The 21,271-nt window shown below is 74.7% G+C and carries 16 protein-coding genes; 8 read left to right on the top strand and 8 right to left on the bottom strand.

Features of this window, described 5'->3' with window-relative positions; all coding sequences use genetic code 11:
* Positions 1-47 precede the first annotated feature (47 nt).
* The 3 genes from OIU81_RS14370 to OIU81_RS14380 all read right to left on the bottom strand — a co-directional run bounded on the left by OIU81_RS14370 (position 48) and on the right by OIU81_RS14380 (position 5,652).
* Positions 48-635 (bottom strand): GNAT family N-acetyltransferase, encoded by a 588-nt coding sequence (locus OIU81_RS14370; RefSeq protein WP_329147728.1) that lies wholly within the window; start codon positions 633-635, stop codon positions 48-50.
* A gap of 279 nt (positions 636-914) precedes the next feature.
* A complete protein-coding gene (locus OIU81_RS14375; RefSeq protein ID WP_443074141.1) occupies positions 915-4,124 on the bottom strand; it encodes a sacsin N-terminal ATP-binding-like domain-containing protein in 3,210 nt (1,069 codons plus the stop codon).
* Between the two features lie 622 nt (positions 4,125-4,746).
* Complete coding sequence (locus OIU81_RS14380; protein ID WP_329147732.1) at positions 4,747-5,652, bottom strand: DUF3027 domain-containing protein; 906 nt, start codon at positions 5,650-5,652, stop codon at positions 4,747-4,749.
* Between the two features lie 393 nt (positions 5,653-6,045).
* Here OIU81_RS14380 and OIU81_RS14385 point away from each other — a divergent pair, with 393 nt between their 5' ends.
* From OIU81_RS14385 to OIU81_RS14400, 4 genes are all read left to right on the top strand, one after another.
* Entirely contained in the window at positions 6,046-7,479 is a 1,434-nt protein-coding gene (locus OIU81_RS14385; RefSeq protein ID WP_443073990.1) for an MFS transporter, read from the top strand.
* A 69-nt stretch (positions 7,480-7,548) separates the two neighbouring features.
* Positions 7,549-8,052, top strand: a complete 504-nt coding sequence (locus OIU81_RS14390) for a hypothetical protein (protein ID WP_329147733.1) — start codon at positions 7,549-7,551, stop codon at positions 8,050-8,052.
* A gap of 16 nt (positions 8,053-8,068) precedes the next feature.
* Positions 8,069-8,827, top strand: coding sequence for a futalosine hydrolase (locus OIU81_RS14395; RefSeq protein WP_329155152.1), 759 nt, complete (start codon positions 8,069-8,071; stop codon positions 8,825-8,827).
* A gap of 10 nt (positions 8,828-8,837) precedes the next feature.
* Positions 8,838-9,689, top strand: a complete 852-nt coding sequence (locus tag OIU81_RS14400; protein ID WP_329147735.1) for a 1,4-dihydroxy-6-naphthoate synthase — start codon at positions 8,838-8,840, stop codon at positions 9,687-9,689.
* Between the two features lie 37 nt (positions 9,690-9,726).
* Here OIU81_RS14400 and OIU81_RS14405 read toward each other — a convergent pair whose 3' ends face one another.
* On the bottom strand, positions 9,727-10,110 hold the full coding sequence (locus OIU81_RS14405) for a cold-shock protein (RefSeq protein WP_018089689.1): 384 nt from the start codon (positions 10,108-10,110) through the stop codon (positions 9,727-9,729).
* A 203-nt stretch (positions 10,111-10,313) separates the two neighbouring features.
* On the opposite strand from OIU81_RS14405, the gene OIU81_RS14410 reads away from it, so the two are divergent.
* Positions 10,314-10,592, top strand: a complete 279-nt coding sequence (locus OIU81_RS14410) for a hypothetical protein (protein WP_329147738.1) — start codon at positions 10,314-10,316, stop codon at positions 10,590-10,592.
* Here the strand turns inward: OIU81_RS14410 and OIU81_RS14415 are convergent.
* Both OIU81_RS14415 and OIU81_RS14420 read right to left on the bottom strand, forming a co-directional pair.
* A complete protein-coding gene (locus OIU81_RS14415; protein ID WP_329147740.1) occupies positions 10,529-11,194 on the bottom strand; it encodes an HAD family hydrolase in 666 nt (221 codons plus the stop codon). The two genes, OIU81_RS14410 and OIU81_RS14415, sit on opposite strands and share 64 nt — an antisense overlap.
* Before the next feature lie 76 nt (positions 11,195-11,270).
* A complete protein-coding gene (locus tag OIU81_RS14420) occupies positions 11,271-12,482 on the bottom strand; it encodes a hypothetical protein (RefSeq protein WP_329147741.1) in 1,212 nt (403 codons plus the stop codon).
* Positions 12,483-12,658: 176 nt separating this feature from the next.
* On the opposite strand from OIU81_RS14420, the gene OIU81_RS14425 reads away from it, so the two are divergent.
* Positions 12,659-15,178 (top strand): helicase-associated domain-containing protein, encoded by a 2,520-nt coding sequence (locus tag OIU81_RS14425; protein WP_329147743.1) that lies wholly within the window; start codon positions 12,659-12,661, stop codon positions 15,176-15,178.
* A gap of 176 nt (positions 15,179-15,354) precedes the next feature.
* Positions 15,355-17,007, top strand: coding sequence for a DNA repair helicase XPB (locus tag OIU81_RS14430; RefSeq protein WP_329147745.1), 1,653 nt, complete (start codon positions 15,355-15,357; stop codon positions 17,005-17,007).
* Positions 17,008-17,051: 44 nt separating this feature from the next.
* On the opposite strand, the gene OIU81_RS14435 is transcribed toward OIU81_RS14430, so the two are convergent.
* Both OIU81_RS14435 and OIU81_RS14440 read right to left on the bottom strand, forming a co-directional pair.
* Entirely contained in the window at positions 17,052-18,341 is a 1,290-nt protein-coding gene (locus tag OIU81_RS14435) for a glycosyltransferase 87 family protein (RefSeq protein WP_329147747.1), read from the bottom strand.
* A gap of 236 nt (positions 18,342-18,577) precedes the next feature.
* Positions 18,578-18,784 carry a hypothetical protein gene (locus tag OIU81_RS14440; protein WP_329147749.1) on the bottom strand — a complete coding sequence of 69 codons (207 nt, stop codon included), beginning with the start codon at positions 18,782-18,784 and terminating at the stop codon, positions 18,578-18,580.
* A gap of 381 nt (positions 18,785-19,165) precedes the next feature.
* Between OIU81_RS14440 and OIU81_RS14445 the strand changes: the two genes are divergently transcribed.
* Positions 19,166-21,271: a HelD family protein gene (locus OIU81_RS14445; RefSeq protein ID WP_329147751.1), complete on the top strand. Its 2,106-nt coding sequence runs from the start codon at positions 19,166-19,168 to the stop codon at positions 21,269-21,271.

Genomic DNA, 21,271 nt, shown 5'->3' on the forward strand with positions numbered 1-21,271 from the left:
AGGGTTTGCTCGACGACATACCGCCCACAGCCCGGCCGGAACACGTCTCAGCAGTCGCCCTGGACCCGGGCGTGAAGGTGCATGTCATGCCAGCCGTCCTGTTGCAGATGCGCGCTGCGGCGAGTGCCCTCCAGGGTGAAGCCGGACTTGGCGGCCACCCGGCAGGAGGGCGCGTTGGCGGTCGAGTGGGCGAGTTCGAGGCGGTGGAAGCCGGCCTCGTCCAGCGCCCAGGCGGCCAGCGTGGCGAGGGCGCGCGGGGCGACGCCGGTGCCGCGGGCGGGCGGCAGGACCCAGTACACGCACTCGGCTTCGCCATGGACCAGGTCCATCCGGCGCAGACCCGCCCGGCCGAGGACCTCGCCGCCGTCGGCCCGGGTGATGGCCCACTCGGCGTCCCGCTCCTCCTGCCAGGAACGATGAGAAGCCGCGATCCGCTCCTGCGCTTCGGCCGGAGACGTCACATGGCGCATGTGCCAGCGCCGGATCGCCCCGTCCTGGAAGGCGGCCTGCAGGACGGGGGCGTCGTCCGTCTCCCAGGGGCGCAACAGCAACTCGCCGCCGCGCACGGGCAGAGAGGGCTGCGGGGTGGACGAAAGGGCTCCGGCGGGAACGGCGGGCGTGATCGCGAGGGGCATGGGCGGCATCATCTCGCTGCGCTTGCGTGCGGCGCCACGGTGTGCGGTCGGCGGCCCGTGGGGCTCCGTTCCACACCGTCCGGAACAGGCACCCGGCCGTCACACCCACCCGGGCGGGCCCAGCACCGGGGCCCGCTCCCGTACCTCCGTCAGCACCTCGTACCGGGACAACACCAAACACAGAGACTCAGACCTCAAGTACCCCGAGCCGGCGAGCCCTCCAGGCGCGATGGCGGGCGGTGGAGGCCGCCCGCCATGGGAAACCGCCCGGTCCGCCCGTCAGTCGAACCACCGCGCCCGCGCCAGCTCCTCCCCCCGGTCCGGGTCCTCCAGCAGGGCCGCGACCTCGAAGCGGCGTGGCCACTGGCCGGCCGCCCAGGCCAGGCCCGCCGCCACACCCTCCAGGGTTGCGGCGTGCACGGTGCCGTCCGGTGTCCGGCGCCAGTCCAGCTCGGTGGGGCCGTCGGGGCCGTCGGGGCCGTCGATGAGAAGCTCCTCGTGTTCCAGGTACGCCTCGGGGGTGGCGGCGCCGAGGAGGGCCCGTACGGCCTGCGGCACCTCGTGGCGTACGCCCTCGGAGCGGACCTCGGCACCGAGCGCCTCGCTCAGCCGCGGTACCTGGAGCAGTTCCGCCAGCGCGGCGGCGCGGGCCGGGCGGACCGGCAGCAGGGCCAGGTCGCGGGCCAGCGGCATCAGGTCCGGCGCGTCGGCGACCACCGCATCGGCCGCATCCACCACCCGGACCTCCCGGTCGACCACGGCGCGCAGATCGTCGGGCAGGGTCACCTGGTCGGGGTCGAGGCCGGCCAGCATGCCGTAGAGGGCGTGCAGTTGGGCCGTGCCGACGGTCAGGTCCGGGTCGGCGAGCCGGGAGAGCAGCTCCGCCGCGCCGCCCGGCTCGTCCAGGAGCGCGGCGACGGAGGTGCGTACGCCGAGCGCCCGCAGGACCTGCGCATCGACCTCCCCGGCGTCCGCGGACTCGTACAGCCCGGCCAGCAGCGCGTCCCCGCCCGCGGACCGCAGACCCGCGGGCCGGCGCCCGTCCAGCACCGGGTGTCCGCGCAGCCACCAGGCGGTGTACGGGCGGACCGACTCGGTGGTGCCGTCGGGGAGCAGGACCCGCACGGGCGCGGTCAGGGCGTCGCGCAGCGGCGGCTGGGACAGCATCGCCAGCACCTGGGGCCAGGCGTCGTCGTCGACCAGATCGAGGTCGCGGACCGCGACGAGTTCGGTCACCACCGGCGGAACGGGCGTCTCCGGCAGCGTGTCGAGGACGTCCTCGCACCACACGTCCACCGCGTCCAGCAGGCCGACGTCGTCCGGCTCGGCGAAGTCCCCGTCCCGCGGCTCCATTTCGTCCGGGTCGAGCACGACATCGGTGGCCCGGACGAGCGCGAAGGCGGCCATGACGCCCACGGCCGTCAGCGGCTGCTCACCCCACCGGTCGGCCAACTCGGCGTCACAGGCGGCGAGTTCACCCTCACGGATGACCCGCTCGAAGGCACTGCCCGGGTACACCAGCTCGCCGGCGGGCGCCAGCTCACCGTCCTCGTCGGGCAGCGCGAGCGCCCCGAGCCAGGGCTCGTCACCCGGCGCGAGGTTGGCGTCCCGGACCAGGCCGAGCACGGTCTCGGCCAGCTCCTCGGCACCCAGCGGGGCCCCGCCCGTCTCGTCGGCGAAGACGTCGTAGGCGTCCTCGTCCGCGTCCAGGGAGTTCGCCACGGCCGCCCGCACCTGGGGCGTGGTCAGCACGGCGCGCGGGGCGGCCGGGGTGGCGCCCAGCTTCTCCAGCAGCGGGTGCACCGCGTCGGGGTGGGCGACCTTCAGGCCGAGCCGGGCCAGCGTGCGGTGCCGCGCCGCGGCGTCCTCGCCGGAGCCGGGCGGCGGCAGCAGCACCTGACGCGGCCCGATCGTGGTCCGTACGGTGCCGTGCGCCCCGCCGGGGCCCTGGCCCGCCGTGCCCGCCAGCGGCACCGGCAGCCCGCTGAGCCGGTCCGGGTCGGTGCCGGCCAGCGCGTCGTAGAGCCGCCACCACCAGCCGGGCGACCTCTCGACGCCCGCCAGCCGGTCGACCATCTCACCGAGCGGCACCCGGGCCACGCCCAACGCCCTGAGCTCCGGACGGCGTTCGAGGCCGGCCGGCAGCAGGCTCGGGAACAGCTCGGCCAGCACCCCGACGGTCGCCGCGCCCGCGCCCTCCACCAGCTCGGCGTCCACCGGCCGCAGCACATAGCGGTCCACGCCGCCGTCGTCCGCGTCCCATTCGCCCGCCGCCGGCGCCTCGGGCTCGGCCTCCGCACCGTCGCGCGGCGCGCCCGCACTCGGCAGGAACCGCACCCGCGGCAGCAGTTCCAGCACCTGGCGGCGCAGCTCACCGTCCAGGCCGCCCTTGCCCAGCGGCCCCGGCACCAGGTCCAGGGTGCCGGTCGACACCGGCTGCCACTCGCCCAGCAGCGAGGCATAGACCGCGGCCGCCCGGCCCACCAGGAAGTCCGTCAGCGGCCCCGGGGCGACATGCCGCCGGGTCGGCTCCAACGGGAAGGAGGCGATCAGCAGCGCGGGCAGTCCCAGCGGCTCATCCGTCGGCGTCGGTGCATGGACGACCGGCGCCGTCCCCGGCCGGGCCGGTGCGCCCTCGCCGTCCACCGGCACCGCCCAGGTCACCGACCAGACCGGCCGCAGCCGCTCTTCGACCGGCCGGTCCGCCAGCAGCGCCGCTGCCAGCGGACCGCCGTCGCTCGCCACCCGCCACCGGGTGGCGCCCCGCTCACTGTCCTCGATCAGGACGTACGGACCGTCCTGCCGCCGCCGCAACTCCCGTACGCCCTCGGGCGTCTCCACCACGACCTCGGCCAGCCCCGGCAGCGTCAGCAGCAGTGCCGCGTCGATCCCCGCCAGCAGCCGCCCGGCGAGATCCTGCGCCGCGACGTCCCGCAGCGGCAGCACGACGGCGGTGTCATATCCCTCGGGCGCGCCGCCCTCCGCGGGCAGCGGCAGCCGCAGCAGCGGAACGTGCCCGTCCCGGCGGCGCAGCTCCCCGCCCAGGCCGGGGCTGTGCGCCGCCACCTCCTCCGCCATCGCCCGGGCCTCGGCCAGCGACCAGCGCACGCCTCCGGTACGGCCCACCAGCGCCGGCTCGTCACTCACGGACAGCACCGCGGCGAACCCGACACCGAACCGGCCGACCGCCCCGGCCGCGACACTGGGCTCCCGCTTGGCGGAGGCCCGCAGCGTCGACAGCGACTCGACGCCGGTGGCGTCCAGCGGTGCACCGGTGTTGGACGCGACGAGCACGGCGGGCGCGTCGCTGTCGGCCGCGTGCAGGGTCAGGCGGAGCCGGCCGGCGACACCGGCGCGGGCCGCCGCGTCCGCCGCGTTCTGCGCCAGCTCCACGACGAGCCGGTCACGGTAGCCGCCGAGCGCGAGGTCCTCCTCGGCATTGGCATCCTCCCGGAACCGCGCCGGCGACGCGGCCCACGCATCCAGCACCCCACGCCGGAGCCGCCCCGTCCCGAACGGATCTCCGGCTGCGCCTCGCACCCAGGACGTAGCTGTCACTGTCCGTCTCCCTCGTCTGTCGGTGAGGCCGACGGTATCTTCCCCGCGTTGCCGGGTTTCCCGCCGTCTCTGTCCTGTGGGTCGTTCCCCGCCTTCGGCGGGAGCGGAAGGGGTTGTGGGGTGGGGTCCCGGTAGCTGTGTGGTGGTGGCGGGGGCAGGGGCTCCGGGGTGTGTTGTCGGACTGCTTCGCTTTACGTCCGACAACACACCCCTCCGCCCCTGCCCCCTCCCGTCGTTTCCCGGGCCCACCCCGGTGGAGGGAAGAGTCAAAGACAAAAACCAGAAGCTCGGCCGGCGTACGACACGGCCGAGCTTCTGGCTCTTTGACCCATCCCCCCACCGGACGGGGGCGCCATCCCGAGCGGGAGGTGGGGGGCCGGAGGGGCCTGTGTTGTGGACGTAAAGCGAAGCAGTCCACAACACAGGCCCCGCAGGCTCACCACCGGCACCACCACAAAGCCACAGGCGCCCCCGCCCAAACACCCCAGCCCCGCCGAAGGCGAAAGAAAGGCCAACGGTGCCGCAGCCGAATTCGTCCGCCGGGCCGCCAGGCTCAGCTGTGGCCGAGCTCCTCCCCCGGCCCCGTCTCCTCCACCGAGCCACCATCCCGCTCGGGGCGCAGCGACAGCGGTTCGACCACGGTCTCGTCCACCACCGGCGCGGCCGGCCGCGGCGGCTTCGGCATGACGGCGGCCTCGGAGTGCGCCCCGCAGCCGTACGCGAGGGAGACGACCCGGCCGTCGGCGGGGGCGAACTCATTGGCGCAGACGCCGAAGGCCTGGCGCAGGGAGCCGGTGAGCGGGGTGAGGAAACCGCAGGTCATACAGGTGGCGGGGGCCGCCTGGGCCATGGGGGACTTGGCTCCGTAGGCGTCGTCCCAGCGGTCGGCCGCGGCGTGCAGGCCGTAGCGGGACAGGACCCGGGCGCGGCGCATGCCCAGTTCCTCGGCGACGGCCGCGATGCCGCCGCGGTCGGGGGCGGGCTGGATCGCGGGCGACCCGGGCAGGACGGTCGCCTCCTCGGTGTCCGCGACCTCGGCGGCCATGCCCTCCGCGACGACGGAGTTCGGCGGCGGGACGTCGTCGCCGGTGAAGCCGGGCTCCAGCCGCAGGTCATCGGCCTCGGTGGGCAGCAGATCGCCGGGGCCCATGTCGCCGGGGCGCAGCCGCTCGCTCCACGGGACCCACTCCGGCGCGAGCAGCGCGTCGGGTCCGGGCAGCAGGACCGTCTCGTCGAGCGTGACGGCCTTGGCGCGGGAGGCCCGGGCGACCGTCACGGCCCAGCGCCAGCCGCGGTAGCCGGGCTCATTGCAGGCGAAGAGGTGGGTGACGACGCGGTCTCCGTCGGCGACGGCATCGATGTGGTCGCCGACCATGCCGGGCAGCGCATCGTCCTCCGCCGCCTCCCGGGCGAGGTCGACCGCCTCGGCGCACAGGCGGTCAGGGGTACGGCTTCGCATCGCAGCACTCACAAGAATCGATTCTCTCTTCTACGCCAGTCTCACGAGCGCGCCAGCCGGAGCTGTCCTTGTCCTGTCCGGACGACCGGCGGTGCCGGGGCGGGCGGAGCGGACCTGGGGACCGCGTCGACGTCCGCGCCCGGTCGTTTCGGTCGAGCGCACCTCTCACATCCCATTCTGCGGGATCGCGAGGAGGCACGCGGCCAAAAACGACCGCCGGTGGCGCGCTACACACGCTACCCCTTCAGCGGTGTACGACCCCTCGGCGGGAGTGGCAAATGTCCGCAGGGGCGGCCGCGGGCCGGTGCGCCTCGCGCGCCAGCGCGGAGAAAGTGCCCCCTCGTGGGCGAGTTGGGGCACTATGGCCGAGTGGCTGCCGCAAGGGTGTCGAAGGTGTCGAGGACCTCTCGGACGTCGGCACGGACGTCGTCCGCGGGGTCGCGCGCCTCGACACGGAGCGGATACGGGGGCGACCGGGCGCGCCGCGCCGGGCGCGCTCTGGGCCGGGCGCTGCACCGGCCGTTCACGGGCGCGGCGCGCGGACTGCGGCGCGCCACGCATGCGCACGGCGCGGGCGAATCGGGTCTGGGCAAGCTGATCGAGCTGCACGCGGTGAACTCCGCCGGCGACATGATGATCACGGTCGCGCTGGCCTCGACGGTGTTCTTCTCGGTGCCGACGAACGAGGCGCGGGGCCGGGTAGCCCTGTATCTGGCGGTCACCATGGCGCCGTTCGCGCTGCTGGCGCCGGTGATCGGGCCGCTGCTGGACCGGGTGCCGCACGGCCGGCGGGCGGCGATGGCGGGCGCGATGCTGGCCCGGGCGCTGCTGGCGCTGACGATGTCGGGCGCAGTGGCGACCGGCGGTCTGCAGCTGTATCCGGCGGCGCTGGGGGTGCTGGTGTCGTCGAAGGCGTACGGCGTGATCCGCAGCGCGGTGGTGCCGCGGCTGCTGCCACCGCGGATTTCGCTGGTCAAGGCCAATTCGCGGGTGACGCTGGCGGGGTTGCTGGCGACCGGGGTGGCGGCGCCGATCGGTGCCGGGCTGCATCTGATCGGGCTGGGCTGGCCGCTGTACGGGGCGTGCGTGGTGTTCGCGGCCGGTACGTTCCTGTCGTTCTCGCTGCCGCACAAGGTCGACTCGGCGAAAGGCGAGGTCCGGGCCCGTCTGACGTCCCGGGAGGCGTCCGCGCGGGCCGCGGCGCGCGGCGGGCGGAAACCCGGGCTGCGCACCGTCGGGCCGTCGGTGCTGCACGGGCTGCAGGCCAATGCCTGTCTGCGGGCGCTCTCCGGCTTCCTGACGTTCTTCCTGGCGTTCCTGCTGCGGGAGCGTCCGCTGGGCGGGCTGGGGGCGGCGGCCTCGCTGGGGCTGGTGGCGGTGGCGGCCGGCGCCGGCAATGCGCTGGGGACGGCGGTCGGCGCCTGGCTGAAGGCCCGCGGGCCGGAGGCGATCATCGCGGCGGTGCTGGGGCTGGCGCTCTGCGCGACGGTGCTGGCGGCGGTGTTCTACCAGGTGATGGCGGTGGTCGTGGTGACCGCCGCGGCGGCCGTCGCGGGGCTGTGCCAGGCGCTGGCGAAGCTGTCGCTGGACGCGATGATCCAGCGCGATGTGCCGGAGGGGGTGCGGACCTCCGCATTCGCCCGGTCCGAGACGGCGCTGCAGATGTCGTGGGTGGTGGGCGGCGCGATCGGGATCTCGCTGCCGCTGATCGGCACGCTGGGGATGACGGTGGCCGCGGGGCTGGTGCTGCTGGGGGTGGCGCTGGCCGTGCGGGGGCTGCTGAGCGCGGCCCGGCGCGGCGGCACGCCGACCCCTCGGGTCGCCTGACCTCCCATGGGCGCGCGGCACGCCGTACCCGGGCGTGGCGTGTGCCGGGGCGCCCGATAGCCTGCCCGTATGACCGCTGCGTTGATCTCCTGGGGCAAGGGCCGCCGTGCCGCTGCCGCCATCGGTGCCGTGTCCCTGGGTCTCATCACCCTCTCCGCCTGCGAGAAGCCGACGGCGCTCTCGACCGTGACCGTCGGGTCGACGACGGTGCAGGCCGAAGCCACCCCCGGCTGCAACGGAGACGGCAAGGTCCTCTCCAAGAAGGCCATCTCCGCCTGCCTGACCAAGAAGGGCGAGAAGACGATCACCGTGCACCCCGGTGAGAAGGTGCGCGTCGGCGTCGACCCTCAGGTCGCCAAGTCCGGCTGGATCGTCATCGGCGCCGGCCCCGTCATGCGCGAGCCCAGCAAGCAGACCTACCGCAGCTTCGACGCGGACACGCTCTTCATGCAGCAGAACCCGCAGACCGGGCAGACCACGTACAGCAAGGACGTGACCCTCCAGGTCGCGGAGCTGAACGCGGGCGAAGGCCCCAAGGCGATGTGGCACTTCACCCTGAAGCAGGAGAACTGAGCCGGAGGGCCGTGTGATGCGGGTCCTGGTCGTCACGGCGGTCGCCGCCGAGCGCGACGCGGTGTGTGCCGCGGCGGAGTCCTGCGACGAGGCGACGCTGCCGGGCGGGTACCCGCTGCGGCGGATGCCCGGCGCGCCGGTGGCGATCGAGGTGCTGGCCGCCGGTGTCGGTCCGGCCGCCGCGGCCGCCGGCACGGCCACCGCGCTGACCGCCGCCGCGCTCGCCGAAGCGCCCTACGACCTGGTCGTCTCGGCCGGGATCGGCGGCGGTTTCCCGCCCGGTGCCGCACCGGAGGGTCCCTCGTCCGGCGCGCCCGTGGGGTCGGTGGTGGTCGCGGACGCGATCGTCGCGGCCGATCTGGGCGCGGAGACCCCCGACGGCTTCGCCCCGGTCACCGAACTCGGCTTCGGCACGGTGCTGCACCGTCCCGGGGCGGCGCTGGTGCGGGCGGTCGCCGCGGCGACCGGCGCGGCCACCGGCCCCGTCGTCACCGTCTCGACGGTCACCGGCAGCGCGGCCCGTACCGCCGAGCTGGCGGCGCGTCACCCGGGCGTGCTGGCCGAGGCGATGGAGGGGTTCGGGGTCGCCGAGGCGGCCGCCGCGCACGGGGTGCCGGTGCTGGAGATCCGTACGATCTCCAACGCCGTCGGCCCCCGGGACCGCGGCGCCTGGCGCATCGGCGCCGCCCTGGCAGCCCTGACCGACGCCTTCCGTACGCTTCCCGGAGCCCTGACGGCCGCCGAACCGGCCGGGGGGTCGCACCATCCCAGCTGAGGAGGACCCCGTGACCCGGCCGCTGAACATCGCGTACTCGCCCTGCCCGAACGACACCTTCGTCTTCGACGCGCTGGCGCACGGCCGCGTCCCGGACGCGCCGGAGCTGGCGGTCACCTTCGCCGACATCGACGTCACCAACGGCATGGCCGAGCGCGGTGAGTTCGATGTGCTGAAGGTGTCGTACGCGGTGCTGCCGTGGGTGCTGAAGGACTATGCGCTGCTGCCCTGCGGCGGGGCGCTGGGGCGCGGCTGCGGGCCGCTGGTGCTGACCCGGGAGCAGGGCGCGGCCGCGGATCTGGCCGGCAGGACGGTCGCGGTGCCCAGCGAGCGCTCGACGGCGTATCTGCTGTTCCGGCTGTGGGCGGCGGCCGAGGTGCCGGGCGGCGTCGGGGAGATCGTGGTGCTGCCGTTCCACGAGATCATGCCGGCGGTGCGCGACGGCAAGGTCGATGCGGGCCTGGTCATCCACGAGGCGCGCTTCACGTACCAGAACTACGGGCTGGTCTGCCTGGCCGACATGGGCGAGCACTGGGAGCTCACCACCGGCCTGCCGATCCCGCTCGGCGCGATCATCGCCAAGCGGTCGCTGGGCGAGCCGGCGCTGCGCGCGCTCGCCGCGGCGATCCGCAGCTCGGTCCTGATGGCCTGGGACGATCCCGAGGCGTCCCGGCCCTACGTCCTGGCGCACGCCCAGGAGATGGATCCGAAGGTCGCCGACCAGCACATCGGGCTGTACGTCAACGAGTTCACCGCCGGCCTCGGCGAGGACGGCTATGCCGCGGTGCGCGGGCTGCTCACCCGCGCCGCGGCCGAGGGGCTCGTACCGCCCCTCGGCCGCGATGCGCTGAGCTTTGTGTGAAGGCTGCCGGGCGGGCCGGCGGCGCGGGCCGCCGGTCTCAGACGTCCAGCTGGTCGGCGACGGCGCGCAGCATGCCGGCGATCTTCGCGCCGTGCACCTTGTCGGGGTAACGCCCGCGTTCCAGCTGCTGGGTGACGTTCTCCAGCAGGGTGGTGAGGTCCTGGACGATCGAGGCGAGTTCATCGGGCTTGCGGCGCTGGGCCGCGGCCACGGAGGGTGCCGGGTCGAGGAGGGTCACGGTCAGCGCCTGGTCGCCGCGCTGGCCGGCGACGACGCCGAATTCGACGCGCTGGCCAGGCTTGAGTGCGGCCACGCCGTCGGGCAGGACCGACGAATGGACGAAGACGTCACCGCCGTCATCGCGGGAGAGAAAGCCGAAGCCCTTCTCACTGTTGAACCACTTGACCTTGCCGGTAGGCACGTCTGTCCTCGTCCTCGTACTCGTGGGAAAAGAATGGGCTGGCGATACTGGGATACGGAGAAATTCTGCGGCAGAAACCGGTCCGGATAGCACTGCAGCGGGCCACAGGACCCGCCATCACCAAGGCTAATGGTCCCAAGGCCGGTGACAAGACGCCGCCGGGTGGATCCTCGGTGCTTCTCGCCCGGACTTACCCTGGTCAGGTGTCTGACGAAACTCCCCAGGCCGGGGATCTGCTGGTCCGAATCGGCGCGATCATGTTCCTAGTTGGCGCAGTGGCCACTCTCGCCACGGTGACGCCGCTGTTCCTCGGAACCGAGCCGCTGCCGTCCGTTTTCTACTGGCTGTGCATGTTGATGGGCGCCGGCTTTCTGGTCGCCGCGGCCGGAGTGATCCGCTCCGCTGTCGCCGAGCGCCGTCAGGCGCAGGCCCCCGCCGACGCATCCGCCCCGCCCGCCCCATCGGCCCCTTCCGCGACGTAGCGATCCAGCCACGACGGGAATTCCGTCAGATCGCCGAGCAGCACCTCCGCGCCGGCGGCCCGCAGCTCGTGCGCGTCGCACGGGCCGGTGGCGACGGCGACGGACAGCGCACCCGCGGTGTGCGCGCCCCGGACGTCCCCGGTGTGGTCGCCGACGTAGATCCGCGCCCCGTGCGCGCGCAGCGCCTCCGCCTTGGCCTCCGCCCACAGGGAGCCGATGACGGCGTCCGGCGCGAGATCCAGGTGCGCCATGTGCAGCTGGGCGTTCGGTTCGTATTTGGCGGTCACCACGATCGCCCGTCCCCCTGCCGCACGCACCGCGGCGAGGGCCTCGCGGGCGCCGGGCATGACCGTGGTGGCCTCGATCGCGTGCTGCGGGTAGAGCGCGCGGTAGAGCGCGCTGATCTCCGTGACCCGCTCCTCGGGGAACCACCGGCGGACCTCCTGCTCCAGCGGCGGGCCCAGCCGGGTCACCGCGGCCTCGGCGTCGACGAAGGTGCCGGTCCTGGCGGACAGCTCCTGATAGGCGGCCTTGATGCCGGGGCGGGAGTCGATCAGCGTCATGTCGAGGTCGAATCCGACCGTCAGGGGGTGCGCAGCCATGCCTGCCATTGTGCCCGCGGCGGCAAGGGGGCCCGGAGGCGGCCGGAGCCCGGGCCGGACGGGCCGGGGACGCGGCTCAGCGCGGCACCCGCCGCATCCGCCACACCAGGAACAGCGCCGAGGCGACGGCCGCCACCCGGACCATCCCCGGCAGCCCGTCGAGCATCTCCTGCCCCAGCCGGCCCTGGGCGATCGGTGTGCCCCACCGTCCCTCGAAGCGGCCCCACAGCCACACCACCAGACCGCCCATGACGGTCCCCGGCACCCCGAACGCCGCGAACTTGGCCTCGGGACGGCTCAGCCGCCGCGAGGCGTAGGCCAGCCCCCAGCCGCCCGCCAGCGCGAGCCACGACCCCAGCGCCGCGCCGGCCACCAGCAGCAGCACGGCCAGCGTCAGGACCGGGCTGAGCGGCGGGCGCGCCGGGACGGCCACCGCCTCTTCCTGGTCGCCGGCCCCGGCCGGTGCGACCACCGGGGCGGGCCGCCGGCCGAGCGCCCGCCGCAGCAGCCGGGACAGCGGGCGTCCCCGCAGCCCCGCCCCGTCGCCGTCCGCGCCCCGCGTCCCGTCCTCGTCGGCCGCCGGCTCGCCGTCCTTCCGCAGCGACAGCGGGCGTTCGCTCTCCGGGCGGTCCCACATCTCGGGGATCTCGATCCCGCCGACGAACCCCGGCACGGTCTCCCCGGGGCCGAACGGCCCGGGCTCCACCCGCCACCAGTCGGGCGCCGCGCCGTCGCCCAGCTCCTCCGCCCCGGCCAGATGCGGCGGCAGGCCCACGGACGGTGCGGCGGCCGCTGCCCCGTCCCGCGGGCCGGGCACGGTGCCGTTGCCGGAGGCCGGGCCGCCGGCGGCCGCCTTGCCGTTGAGGGGGTTGCGGCCCGTCAGCCCGCTGCGCCGGGCCAGGCCGGTCAGCAGGTCGCGGGCGGTGGGCCGCGGCGGCTCCGGCTGCGACGGCCCGCCGGGCAGCGGGCCGAGCGGCACGGCGGGCCCGTCGCTCTGCGGGGCGGGGCGGGCCGCCGGGCCCTGCGCCGTCCCGGAAAAGCCGCCGCGGGGGGCGTCCGGCGTCCGGCCGGCGTCGCCCCCCGCGGCCGCGACCACCGCTTCCGGGGTCCCCAGCCGCGCCAGGATCCGCTTCACGCCGGCCACCGAGTCGGCCCGCTGTCCGTCTATCTCGGCCCGCAGCCCGCTCACCAACCGCATCCGTGTGCCGGACGGCAGGCCCCGCTGCTGAGCCAGGTCGCCGACCCGGCTCAGATAGTCAAAGACGAGCTGATCGCTCTCGATCCCCACGAAATCCCCTGCGGCGTCCGCTGGTTGCTCCCTCGACGGTACCCCGTCGGCCGGCGGCCGGGCCGGAGGGCGCGGCGCCCGGCCGGGCGGCGCGGCGGCGGCGCCGGGGCGACGGCGCACGAAACCACGCCGCCACCCGGTCCCCCGTCCTCCCGCGCCCCGCTAACGTAGGACGAATGACCGGTACACCCCGCACCCTCGCCGAGGAGCTCAGGACCCGCCCGGACGGCGGGCTCGTCGGGCTGCTGCGGGCCCGGCCCGATCTGCTCAGCCCGGTGCCGGGCGATGTCACCCAGCTCGCGACCCGGGCCGGGACGCGGGCGTCGGTGGTGCGCGCGGTGGAGCGGCTGGACCGCTTCGTCCTGCAGGCCGCGGAGGCGCTGGCGGTGGCGCCCGACCCGTGTCCGTACGACACGCTGGGCGCGCTGATGGGCGGGGACGCCGGGGATCCGGCGGTCGCCGCCGCGCTGCCGCGGGCGGTGGCGGAGCTGCGGGCGCAGGCGCTGGTGTGGGGCCCGGACGACCGGCTGCGGCTGGTGCGCACGGCCCGTGAGCTGCTCACGCCCAGCGCCGTGCACCCCTCGCCGACCGGCCTGGGCCCGACCGTCGCCGAGGCCGTGGCGGGGATGTCGCCGGGGCTGCTGCAAGAGATCATCGCGGCGGCCGGGCTGCCCACCACCCATGACCCGGTCACCGCGGCCGCCGCGCTCAGCGCGCTCTTCGGCGACCGCGAGCGGATGGCGGCGCTGCTGGACACCGCGCCCGCCGAATCCGTCGCCGTCCTCGACAAGCTGCTGTGGGGCCCGCCGTACGGCGGGGTCACCGACCGGCCGGCCCCGCATCTGCGGTGGCTGCTGGACCGGGGCCTGCTGCTCCCGGCGGGCGCCCGCAATGTCGTCCTGCCCCGGGAGGTGGCGCTGCATCTGCGCGGCGGGCGCGCCCACCACACCACCGAGCCGGCCGCGCCCCCGCTCTCGCCCACCACGGAACGTGATCCACAGCTTGTGGACAACGCCGCCGCGAGCCAGGCGTTCACGGCGCTCGCGACCGTCGAGGAACTGCTCAAGGAGTGGGACCTGGGCGGCCCGGCCGTGCTCCGCGCCGGCGGGATGAGCGTCCGCGACCTCAAGCGGACCGCCACCGCCCTGGACACCACCGAGCAGCTCGCCGCCTTCTGGCTCGAACTCGCCTACGGGGCCGGGCTGATCGCCTCCGACGGCGAGGCCGACGAGCGCTTCGCGGCCACCCCGGCCGCCGAGGAGTGGCTGCAGCTGCCCGATCCGGAGCGCTGGGCGGCGCTGGTGGCCGGCTGGCTGTGCGCGACCCGCACCCCCGGGGTGGTCGGCACCGCCGACGCCAAGGGCCGCGCCCTGGCCGCCCTCGGCCCGCACCTCGACCGCTCCCCCGCCCCCGAGGTCCGCCGCCGCGCCCTCGCCCTCCTCGCCTCCCTGCCGCCCGGTATCTCCGTACCGGCCTCGGCCGTGCTCGCCCGGCTGCGGTGGGAGCGCCCGCTGCGCGGCGGCCGGCCGGCCGCGGGCCCGGCGGCCGCCGACGCCACCGGCGACGGCACGGCGCCGGCCGGGACCGTCCCCGCACCGGCAGACGACCTCCGCTCGCGGCTGGCCCGATGGACCCTGACCGAGGCCGAGTTGCTCGGGGTGACCGGGCGCGGCGCGCTCTCCGCCCACGGCCGCAGCCTGCTCGACACCCCGTCGGACGGCGCCGACCCCACCCCCGACGACACCGCCGCCGCGGCGGCCCGCGCCGCCGCGCAGCTCAAGCCCCTCCTGCCCGAACCCCTCGACCACGTCCTGCTCCAGGCGGATCTGACCGCGGTCGCCCCGGGGCCGCTGCACCGCCCGCTCGCCGAGGCGCTGGGCGTCCTCGCCGACATCGAGTCCAAGGGCGGCGCGACGGTCTACCGCTTCACCCCCGGCTCCGTACGCCGCGCCCTGGACGCCGGTCGCTCCGCCGCCGAACTGCAGGAGTTCCTCACCAGCCACTCCCGCACCCCGGTCCCCCAGCCGCTCGCCTACCTCATCAACGATGTGGCCCGCAGACACGGCCATCTGCGGATCGGCGCGGCCGCCGCCTACGTCCGCTGCGACGACGACGCGCTGCTGTCCGAGATCCTCGCCGACCGCCGCGCCGCGCCCCTGCGGCTGCGCCGGCTCGCCCCGACCGTGCTCGCCGCCCAGACCTCGCCCGACCAACTCCTCGACGGTCTGCGGGCGATGGGCTACGCGCCGGCCGCCGAGTCCGCCGCCGGTGACGTACTGATCGCCCGCGCCGACTCGTACCGCACGCCGCCGCGCACCGCCCCCACCCCGGTCCCCGACGGCCCGCCGTCCCCCGACCCCACCCTGCTCGCGGCGGCGGTACGCGCCATCCGCGCCGGCGATCTCGCCGCCACCGCGGAACGCAAGCCGGTGCACGCCCCCGCGCCGGCCCCCGGCTCCCTCCCCCGCACCACCTCCGCCGAGACCCTCGCCACCATGCAGGCCGCGGTCCTGACCCACTCCGCGCTCTGGATCGGCTATGTCAACGCCGACGGCGCCGCCAGCCAGCGGGTGATCGCCCCGGTGCGGGTCGAGGGCGGCTTCGTGACGGCCTACGACCACACCGCCGACGAGGTCCGCACGTATCCGCTGCACCGGATCACGGGCGTGGCGGAGCTGGCGGACGACTCGGTCTGAGCGGGGCCGTCGCGCCCCCGGACCCCTTGCCGCAGAAGGGGCCCGCCGTCCTCACTGCCGCCCGCCGCGCCGATGCGGCACACTGGACGTTTGGCCGCATCCGTGGCCGATGTCCGCGGTGGTGATCCACCGGCCGGGCTCAGGCGGCCGACGGCCGGAAGCGAAAGGCGAGGCGCGTGAACGGACCTCTCATCGTCCAGAGCGACAAAACGCTGCTCCTGGAGGTGGACCACGAACTGGCGGACGCCTGCCGCCGGGCCATCGCCCCCTTCGCCGAGCTGGAGCGGGCGCCCGAGCACATCCACACGTACCGGCTGACGCCGCTGGGACTGTGGAACGCGCGGGCCGCCGGGCACGACGCCGAGCAGGTCGTCGACGCGCTGGTGCAGTTCTCGCGGTATCCGGTGCCGCACGCGCTGCTGGTCGACATCGCGGAGACGATGTCCCGCTACGGGCGGCTCACGCTCACCAAGCACCCTGCCCACGGGCTCGTACTGAGCTGCACGGACCGCCCGGTGCTGGAGGAGATCCTGCGGTCGAAGAAGGTGCAGCCGCTGGTCGGGGCGCGGCTGGACCCCGACACCGTCGTCGTCCACCCCTCCGAGCGCGGGCAGATCAAGCAGACGCTGCTCAGGCTGGGCTGGCCGGCCGAGGACCTGGCCGGCTACGTCGACGGTGAGGCGCACCCGATCGAGCTGCACGAGGACGGCTGGGCGCTGCGGCCCTATCAGCAGCAGGCCGTCGAGGGCTTCTGGCACGGCGGCTCGGGTGTCGTCGTGCTGCCCTGTGGCGCGGGAAAGACGCTGGTGGGGGCCGGTGCCATGGCCGAGGCCAAGGCGACCACGCTGATCCTGGTGACGAACACGGTCTCGGCCCGGCAGTGGAAGCACGAGCTGGTGAAGCGGACCTCGCTGACCGAGGACGAGATCGGCGAGTACAGCGGGACGAAGAAGGAGATCCGGCCGGTCACCATCGCCACCTACCAGGTGCTGACGACCAAGCGGAAGGGCGTCTACCCGCATCTGGAGCTGTTCGACTCCCGGGACTGGGGCCTGGTCATCTACGACGAGGTGCATCTGCTGCCCGCACCGGTCTTCAAGTTCACCGCCGATCTGCAGGCCAGGCGGCGGCTGGGGCTCACCGCGACGCTGGTGCGCGAGGACGGCCGGGAGTCGGACGTCTTCTCCCTGATCGGGCCGAAGCGGTTCGACGCCCCGTGGAAGGAGATCGAGGCGCAGGGGTACATCGCCCCGGCCGACTGCGTCGAGGTGCGGGTCAATCTGACCGAGACGGAGCGGCTGGCGTACGCGACGGCCGAGACCGAGGAGAAGTACCGCTACTGCGCGACGACCGCCAGCAAGCAGTACGTGACCGAGGCGCTGGTCCGCCGGCACCAGGGCGAGCAGACCCTGGTCATCGGGCAGTACATCGACCAGCTGGACGAGCTGGGCGAGCATCTGGACGCCCCGGTGATCAAGGGCGAGACCACCAACGCGCAGCGCGAGAAGCTCTTCGACGCGTTCCGGCAGGGCGAGCTCTCGGTGCTCGTCGTCTCCAAGGTCGCGAACTTCTCCATCGACCTTCCCGAGGCGACGGTCGCGATCCAGGTGTCCGGCACCTTCGGCTCCCGCCAGGAGGAGGCCCAGCGGCTGGGCCGGGTGCTGCGCCCCAAGGCGGACGGGCACGAGGCGCGGTTCTACTCCGTCGTCGCGCGCGACACCATCGACCAGGACTTCGCGGCGCACCGCCAGCGCTTCCTGGCCGAGCAGGGCTATGCGTACCGGATCGTGGACGCGGACGAGCTGCTGGCGGCGGACGAAGACGTCTGAGGCGGCGGCCGGGCGGCCCGGCCGCCCGGTCCGGACGCCGGGGCTCACACCGCCGGGGAGCGGCCGGACAGCTGCCGCTCGGCGCGCGGCGCGGGCAGCCGGCCGCCGTCCGCGAGGGCGGGAATGCCGGACGGGCGGCGCGTCCACCAGATCACCGCCGCCAGCAGGCCGAGCCCGAGCACCGGGTACGGGGCCGCGAACGGCTGCTGCCACCAGGGCAGATGCAGATCGAGCGGGCCGGCGTGCGGGGTGATCCACATGGTGCGGGCGGCGAAGACGAGGGTGGCGGCGGCCAGCAGCGCCCTGCGCCACAAGGCGCCCCGGGTGTGCGCGGCGAGCGCGAGGAGCAGCGGCACGCACCACACCCAGTGGTGGGACCAGCTGATCGGCGAGACCAGCAGCGCCGTGACGGCCGTGCACAGCACGCCCCAGTGGTCCAGGCCGCGCCGCACATACACCCGGCGGGCCGCGTACAGCCCGGCCGCGGCGGTCAGCACGGCGGGCACCGCCCACAGGAGGCCGGGCTCGGGGTCGTGCAGCACCCGGGTGATCAGGCCCTGGAGGGACTGGTTGTCGACGATCCAGGCCTTGCCGACCCGGCCGGTCTCGAACATCCGGCGGGTCCAGTACTCGACACTGGCGTCGGGCAGGGCCAGCCACCCCAGCAGCACCGAGCACAGGAACCCGGCGAGGGTGGTGCAGGCGGCCTTCACCCGGCCGGTGATCAGGAGGTAGACGGCGAAGAGCGCGGGAGTGAGTTTGATGCCGGCCGCGAGGCCGGTGGCGAACCCCTTGAGGCGGGCGCCATCGGGCCGGGAGAGGTCCCACAGGACCAGGCAGGCCAGTGCGAGGTTGACCTGGCCGAAGACGAAGGTCTGGAAGACCGGCTCCAGCCAGAGGCCGAGGGCGGTGGCGGCGAGCAGGAAGGGCGCGTTGCCGGCGGCCCGGCGCAGGCCGGCGGCCTTGCAGGAGAGGTGGATGAGCAGCGCGAGCAGGGCCGTGTTGAGCAGCACGCCGAGGATCTTGAGGACGCCGAGCGAGAGCCAGGTCGTCGGTATGAACAGCACCGCGGCGAACGGCGGATAAGTGGCCGGAAGAGCCCACTTGCTGACCGTGAAGCCGTAGAGATCGCCGCCGGTCGCGGCCGCCTCCCCCTCGGCGCGGTAGACCACGATGTCGGACATCGGCATCTGCTGGACCTGGTGCAGCGCCCAGAATCCGGCGAGCGACACCATGAACAACGCCGCTGCGAGCAGCATGCGGCGGGGGCGGGGGCGGGCGATGCTCCGCGCCCAGACCCGTCTCGGCTTCCCCGGCCCGTCGGCGGCAGACACCCCTTGACCCCTCCCCGTTGCGCTGAGCGCGCCCTCGCCGGCGACGCTAGTGGATCGAGGCCGACCGGCCGTAACGGTTTCCGGTCATCTGGATGTCGACGCGGGTCGGCTCTTCACCGGTGGCCGCACCCGTCCCGTGCCGGTGGGTGCGCCGGTTTCCCGACCGCGATTGTGCGCGGTTTGTCAGCTTGTTGCCGAAATGGTGACGCGTTCAGCTCCATGCGGCGGCCGCGGGGTCAATCGTCCGCGTACTCACCCATGACGACGACGCCGAAAGCGGCCGCGGCGAAGACCTTGATCGCGCGGAGCGCGTTGCCCACGGCATGGCGGTGCTCATGGACCGGCGCCGCACCGTGCCCGGGGTCGCCGCCGAGGGCCGTGGCGCCCTTGGCCGGGTGCAGGGAGGGGTGGACAGAGGCTGGGGGAATCGCTGCGCTGCTCATACCTCCATGATGAAATTCACGCGATTGCAGCACATCGGTCCATAGGTCCATCCCTGGAGGGCCGGACGTCAGCCTCCAGGCCTATCCCACCCCCTACGGGAGATATACCGGCGGGCCGGGCCGGGCCGGGCCGTCCGTCCCCGGTCCCCTGCCGCCCTGGCCGCCCTTTTAATCCGTTGGCGCCGCCCCGGGCCGCCCACTACACTCGCGCGTCTGCCTGCCTCCGTCGAGGAGTGCCGCCGCCCGGTCGGAAACCGGCCGGCTCTTCGCTTCACGCCGCTGACCCGCGCACCGCAGGACCTGCGCTACGCACCGCCACCGGCCCGCCGCGCCCGACCACCGTGACGCGCCCGCCGACGTACCGCCACCGGAGGCAACGCCGTGCCCTCGCACGCCCACCGTCCCGCACCGCAACCGCCGCACGCCGAGCGTCCTGCCGCGCCGCCCGGGGACCCGCTCCAGCGCGAGAAGGCCCACCTCGCCGCCTCCCGCTCCGCCCTGCGGGCCATGCGCGAGGACGCCGAGGCGCTGAACATCGCCGATGTGACCGCGAACTGGGTCAACGCCGAGGTGCTCCAGGGCGAGATCGACGCCCGGATCAAGGCGCTCGCCGACCTGGCCCACACCCCGCTGTTCTTCGGCCGCCTCGACTACCTCCACGCGCCCGGCCTCGACCTCGCCGAGGGGGCCACGGGAGAGAACTTCTACATCGGCCGCCGCCACGTCCACGACGCCGACGGCGACCCCATGGTCATCGACTGGCGCGCGCCCGTCTCCCAGCCGTTCTACCGGGCCTCCAAGAAGGACCCGATGGATCTCCGGCTGCGCCGCCGCTTCGGCTACACGGCGGGCGAGTTGACCGCCTACGAGGACGAGCACCTCACCGACCCGGCCGAGGCCGAGCAGACCAGCCGGCTCCTCCAGTCGGAGATCGAGCGCCCGCGCGTCGGCCCCATGCGGGACATCGTCGCCACCATCCAGCCGGAGCAGGACGAGATCGTGCGCGCCGGCATCGCCGGCTCGGTCTGCGTCCAGGGCGCGCCGGGCACCGGCAAGACGGCGGTCGGCCTGCACCGGGTCGCCTATCTGCTGTACGCGCACCGCGAGCGGCTGGCCCGCTCCGGCACCCTGGTCATCGGCCCGAACCGCTCGTTCCTCCACTACATCGAGCAGGTGCTGCCGGCCCTGGGCGAGCTGGAGGTCAAGCAGGCCACGGTCGACGACCTGGTCGGGCATGTGGAGGTGCGCGGCACGGACGAGGCGGCCGCCGCCACGGTCAAGGGCGACGCGCGGATGGCCGAGGTGCTGCGGCGGGCGGTCCGCTCGCACATCACGCCGCCCCAGGAGCCCTGTGTGGTCGTGCGCGGTTCCCGCCGCTGGCGGATTCCGGCTTACGAACTCGAGGAGATCGTGCGGGAGTTGATGGACCGCGACATCCGCTACGGCGCGGCCCGCGACGCGCTGCCGCAGCGGATCGCGCATGCCGTGCTCGTCCGCATGGAACAGGCCGGCGAGGCCCCGGACGACCGGGTGCAGGACGCGGTGGCCCGCAACCCCGCGGTGAAGGCCACGGTCAAGGCCGTCTGGCCGCCGGTCGACCCGGCGAAGCTGGTGCTGCGGCTGCTGGGCGACGCGGAGTTCCTGGCCGAGCAGGCCGAGGGGATCCTCACGCCCGAGGAGCAGAAGACGATCCTGTGGACCAAGCCGGCCCGCAGCGTGAAGAGCGCCCAGTGGTCCTCCGCGGACGCGGTGTTGATCGACGAGACGAGGGACGTGGTCGCGCGCACCCACTCGCTGGGCCATGTGGTGCTGGACGAGGCGCAGGACCTTTCCCCCATGCAGTACCGCGCGGTCGGCCGCCGCTGCACGACGGGTTCGGCCACGATCCTGGGGGACATCGCCCAGGGCACCACCCCGTGGGCGACCGACACCTGGGAGGAGGCGCTGAGGCATCTGGGCAAGCCCGGTGCGGCCGTCGAGGAGCTCACCCAGGGCTTCCGCGTCCCGCGCGAGGTCATCTCCTACGCGTCCCGGCTGCTGCCCGCCATCGCCCCCGACCTGACGGAGGCCACCTCGATCCGCGAGTCGGCGGGCGACTTCGAGATCCGCACCGTCGAGCCGGCGGACCTGACCGCCGCCACCCTCGCGGCCTGCGACGACGCGCTGCGCAAGGAGGGCTCGATCGGCCTGATCGCCGCGGAGGCCCGCATTCCGGCGCTGCGTACGGCCCTGGAGGAGGCCGGCGTGACCTGCCTGGCACCGGGCGAGGAGACCTCGGCCGCCGCCCGCCTGACCCTGGTACCGGCCACGCTCGCCAAGGGCCTGGAGTACGACTACGTGGTCCTGGACGAGCCGGCCGCGATCGTCGACGGCGAACCGGACGAACGGACCGGGCTGCGCCGTCTGTACGTCTGCCTGACCCGGCCGGTGTCGGGCCTGACGGTGGTCCATGCGGCGGCCCTGCCGGACCGGCTGACGGACGGCTGA

This window comes from Streptomyces sp. NBC_01454 (assembly GCF_036227565.1).
Taxonomy (GTDB): Bacteria; Actinomycetota; Actinomycetes; order Streptomycetales; family Streptomycetaceae; genus Streptomyces.

Excerpts from the sequence above, each read along its gene's own strand:
- OIU81_RS14380 (WP_329147732.1), bottom strand. The coding sequence starts at position 5,652 with ATGCGAAGCCGTACCCCTGACCGCCTGTGCGCCGAGGCGGTCGACCTC.
- OIU81_RS14440 (WP_329147749.1), bottom strand. The coding sequence starts at position 18,784 with ATGAGCAGCGCAGCGATTCCCCCAGCCTCTGTCCACCCCTCCCTGCAC.
- OIU81_RS14390 (WP_329147733.1), top strand. The coding sequence starts at position 7,549 with ATGACCGCTGCGTTGATCTCCTGGGGCAAGGGCCGCCGTGCCGCTGCC.
- OIU81_RS14425 (WP_329147743.1), top strand. The coding sequence starts at position 12,659 with ATGACCGGTACACCCCGCACCCTCGCCGAGGAGCTCAGGACCCGCCCG.
- OIU81_RS14415 (WP_329147740.1), bottom strand. The coding sequence starts at position 11,194 with ATGGCTGCGCACCCCCTGACGGTCGGATTCGACCTCGACATGACGCTG.
- OIU81_RS14370 (WP_329147728.1), bottom strand. The coding sequence starts at position 635 with ATGCCCCTCGCGATCACGCCCGCCGTTCCCGCCGGAGCCCTTTCGTCC.
- OIU81_RS14395 (WP_329155152.1), top strand. The coding sequence starts at position 8,069 with ATGCGGGTCCTGGTCGTCACGGCGGTCGCCGCCGAGCGCGACGCGGTG.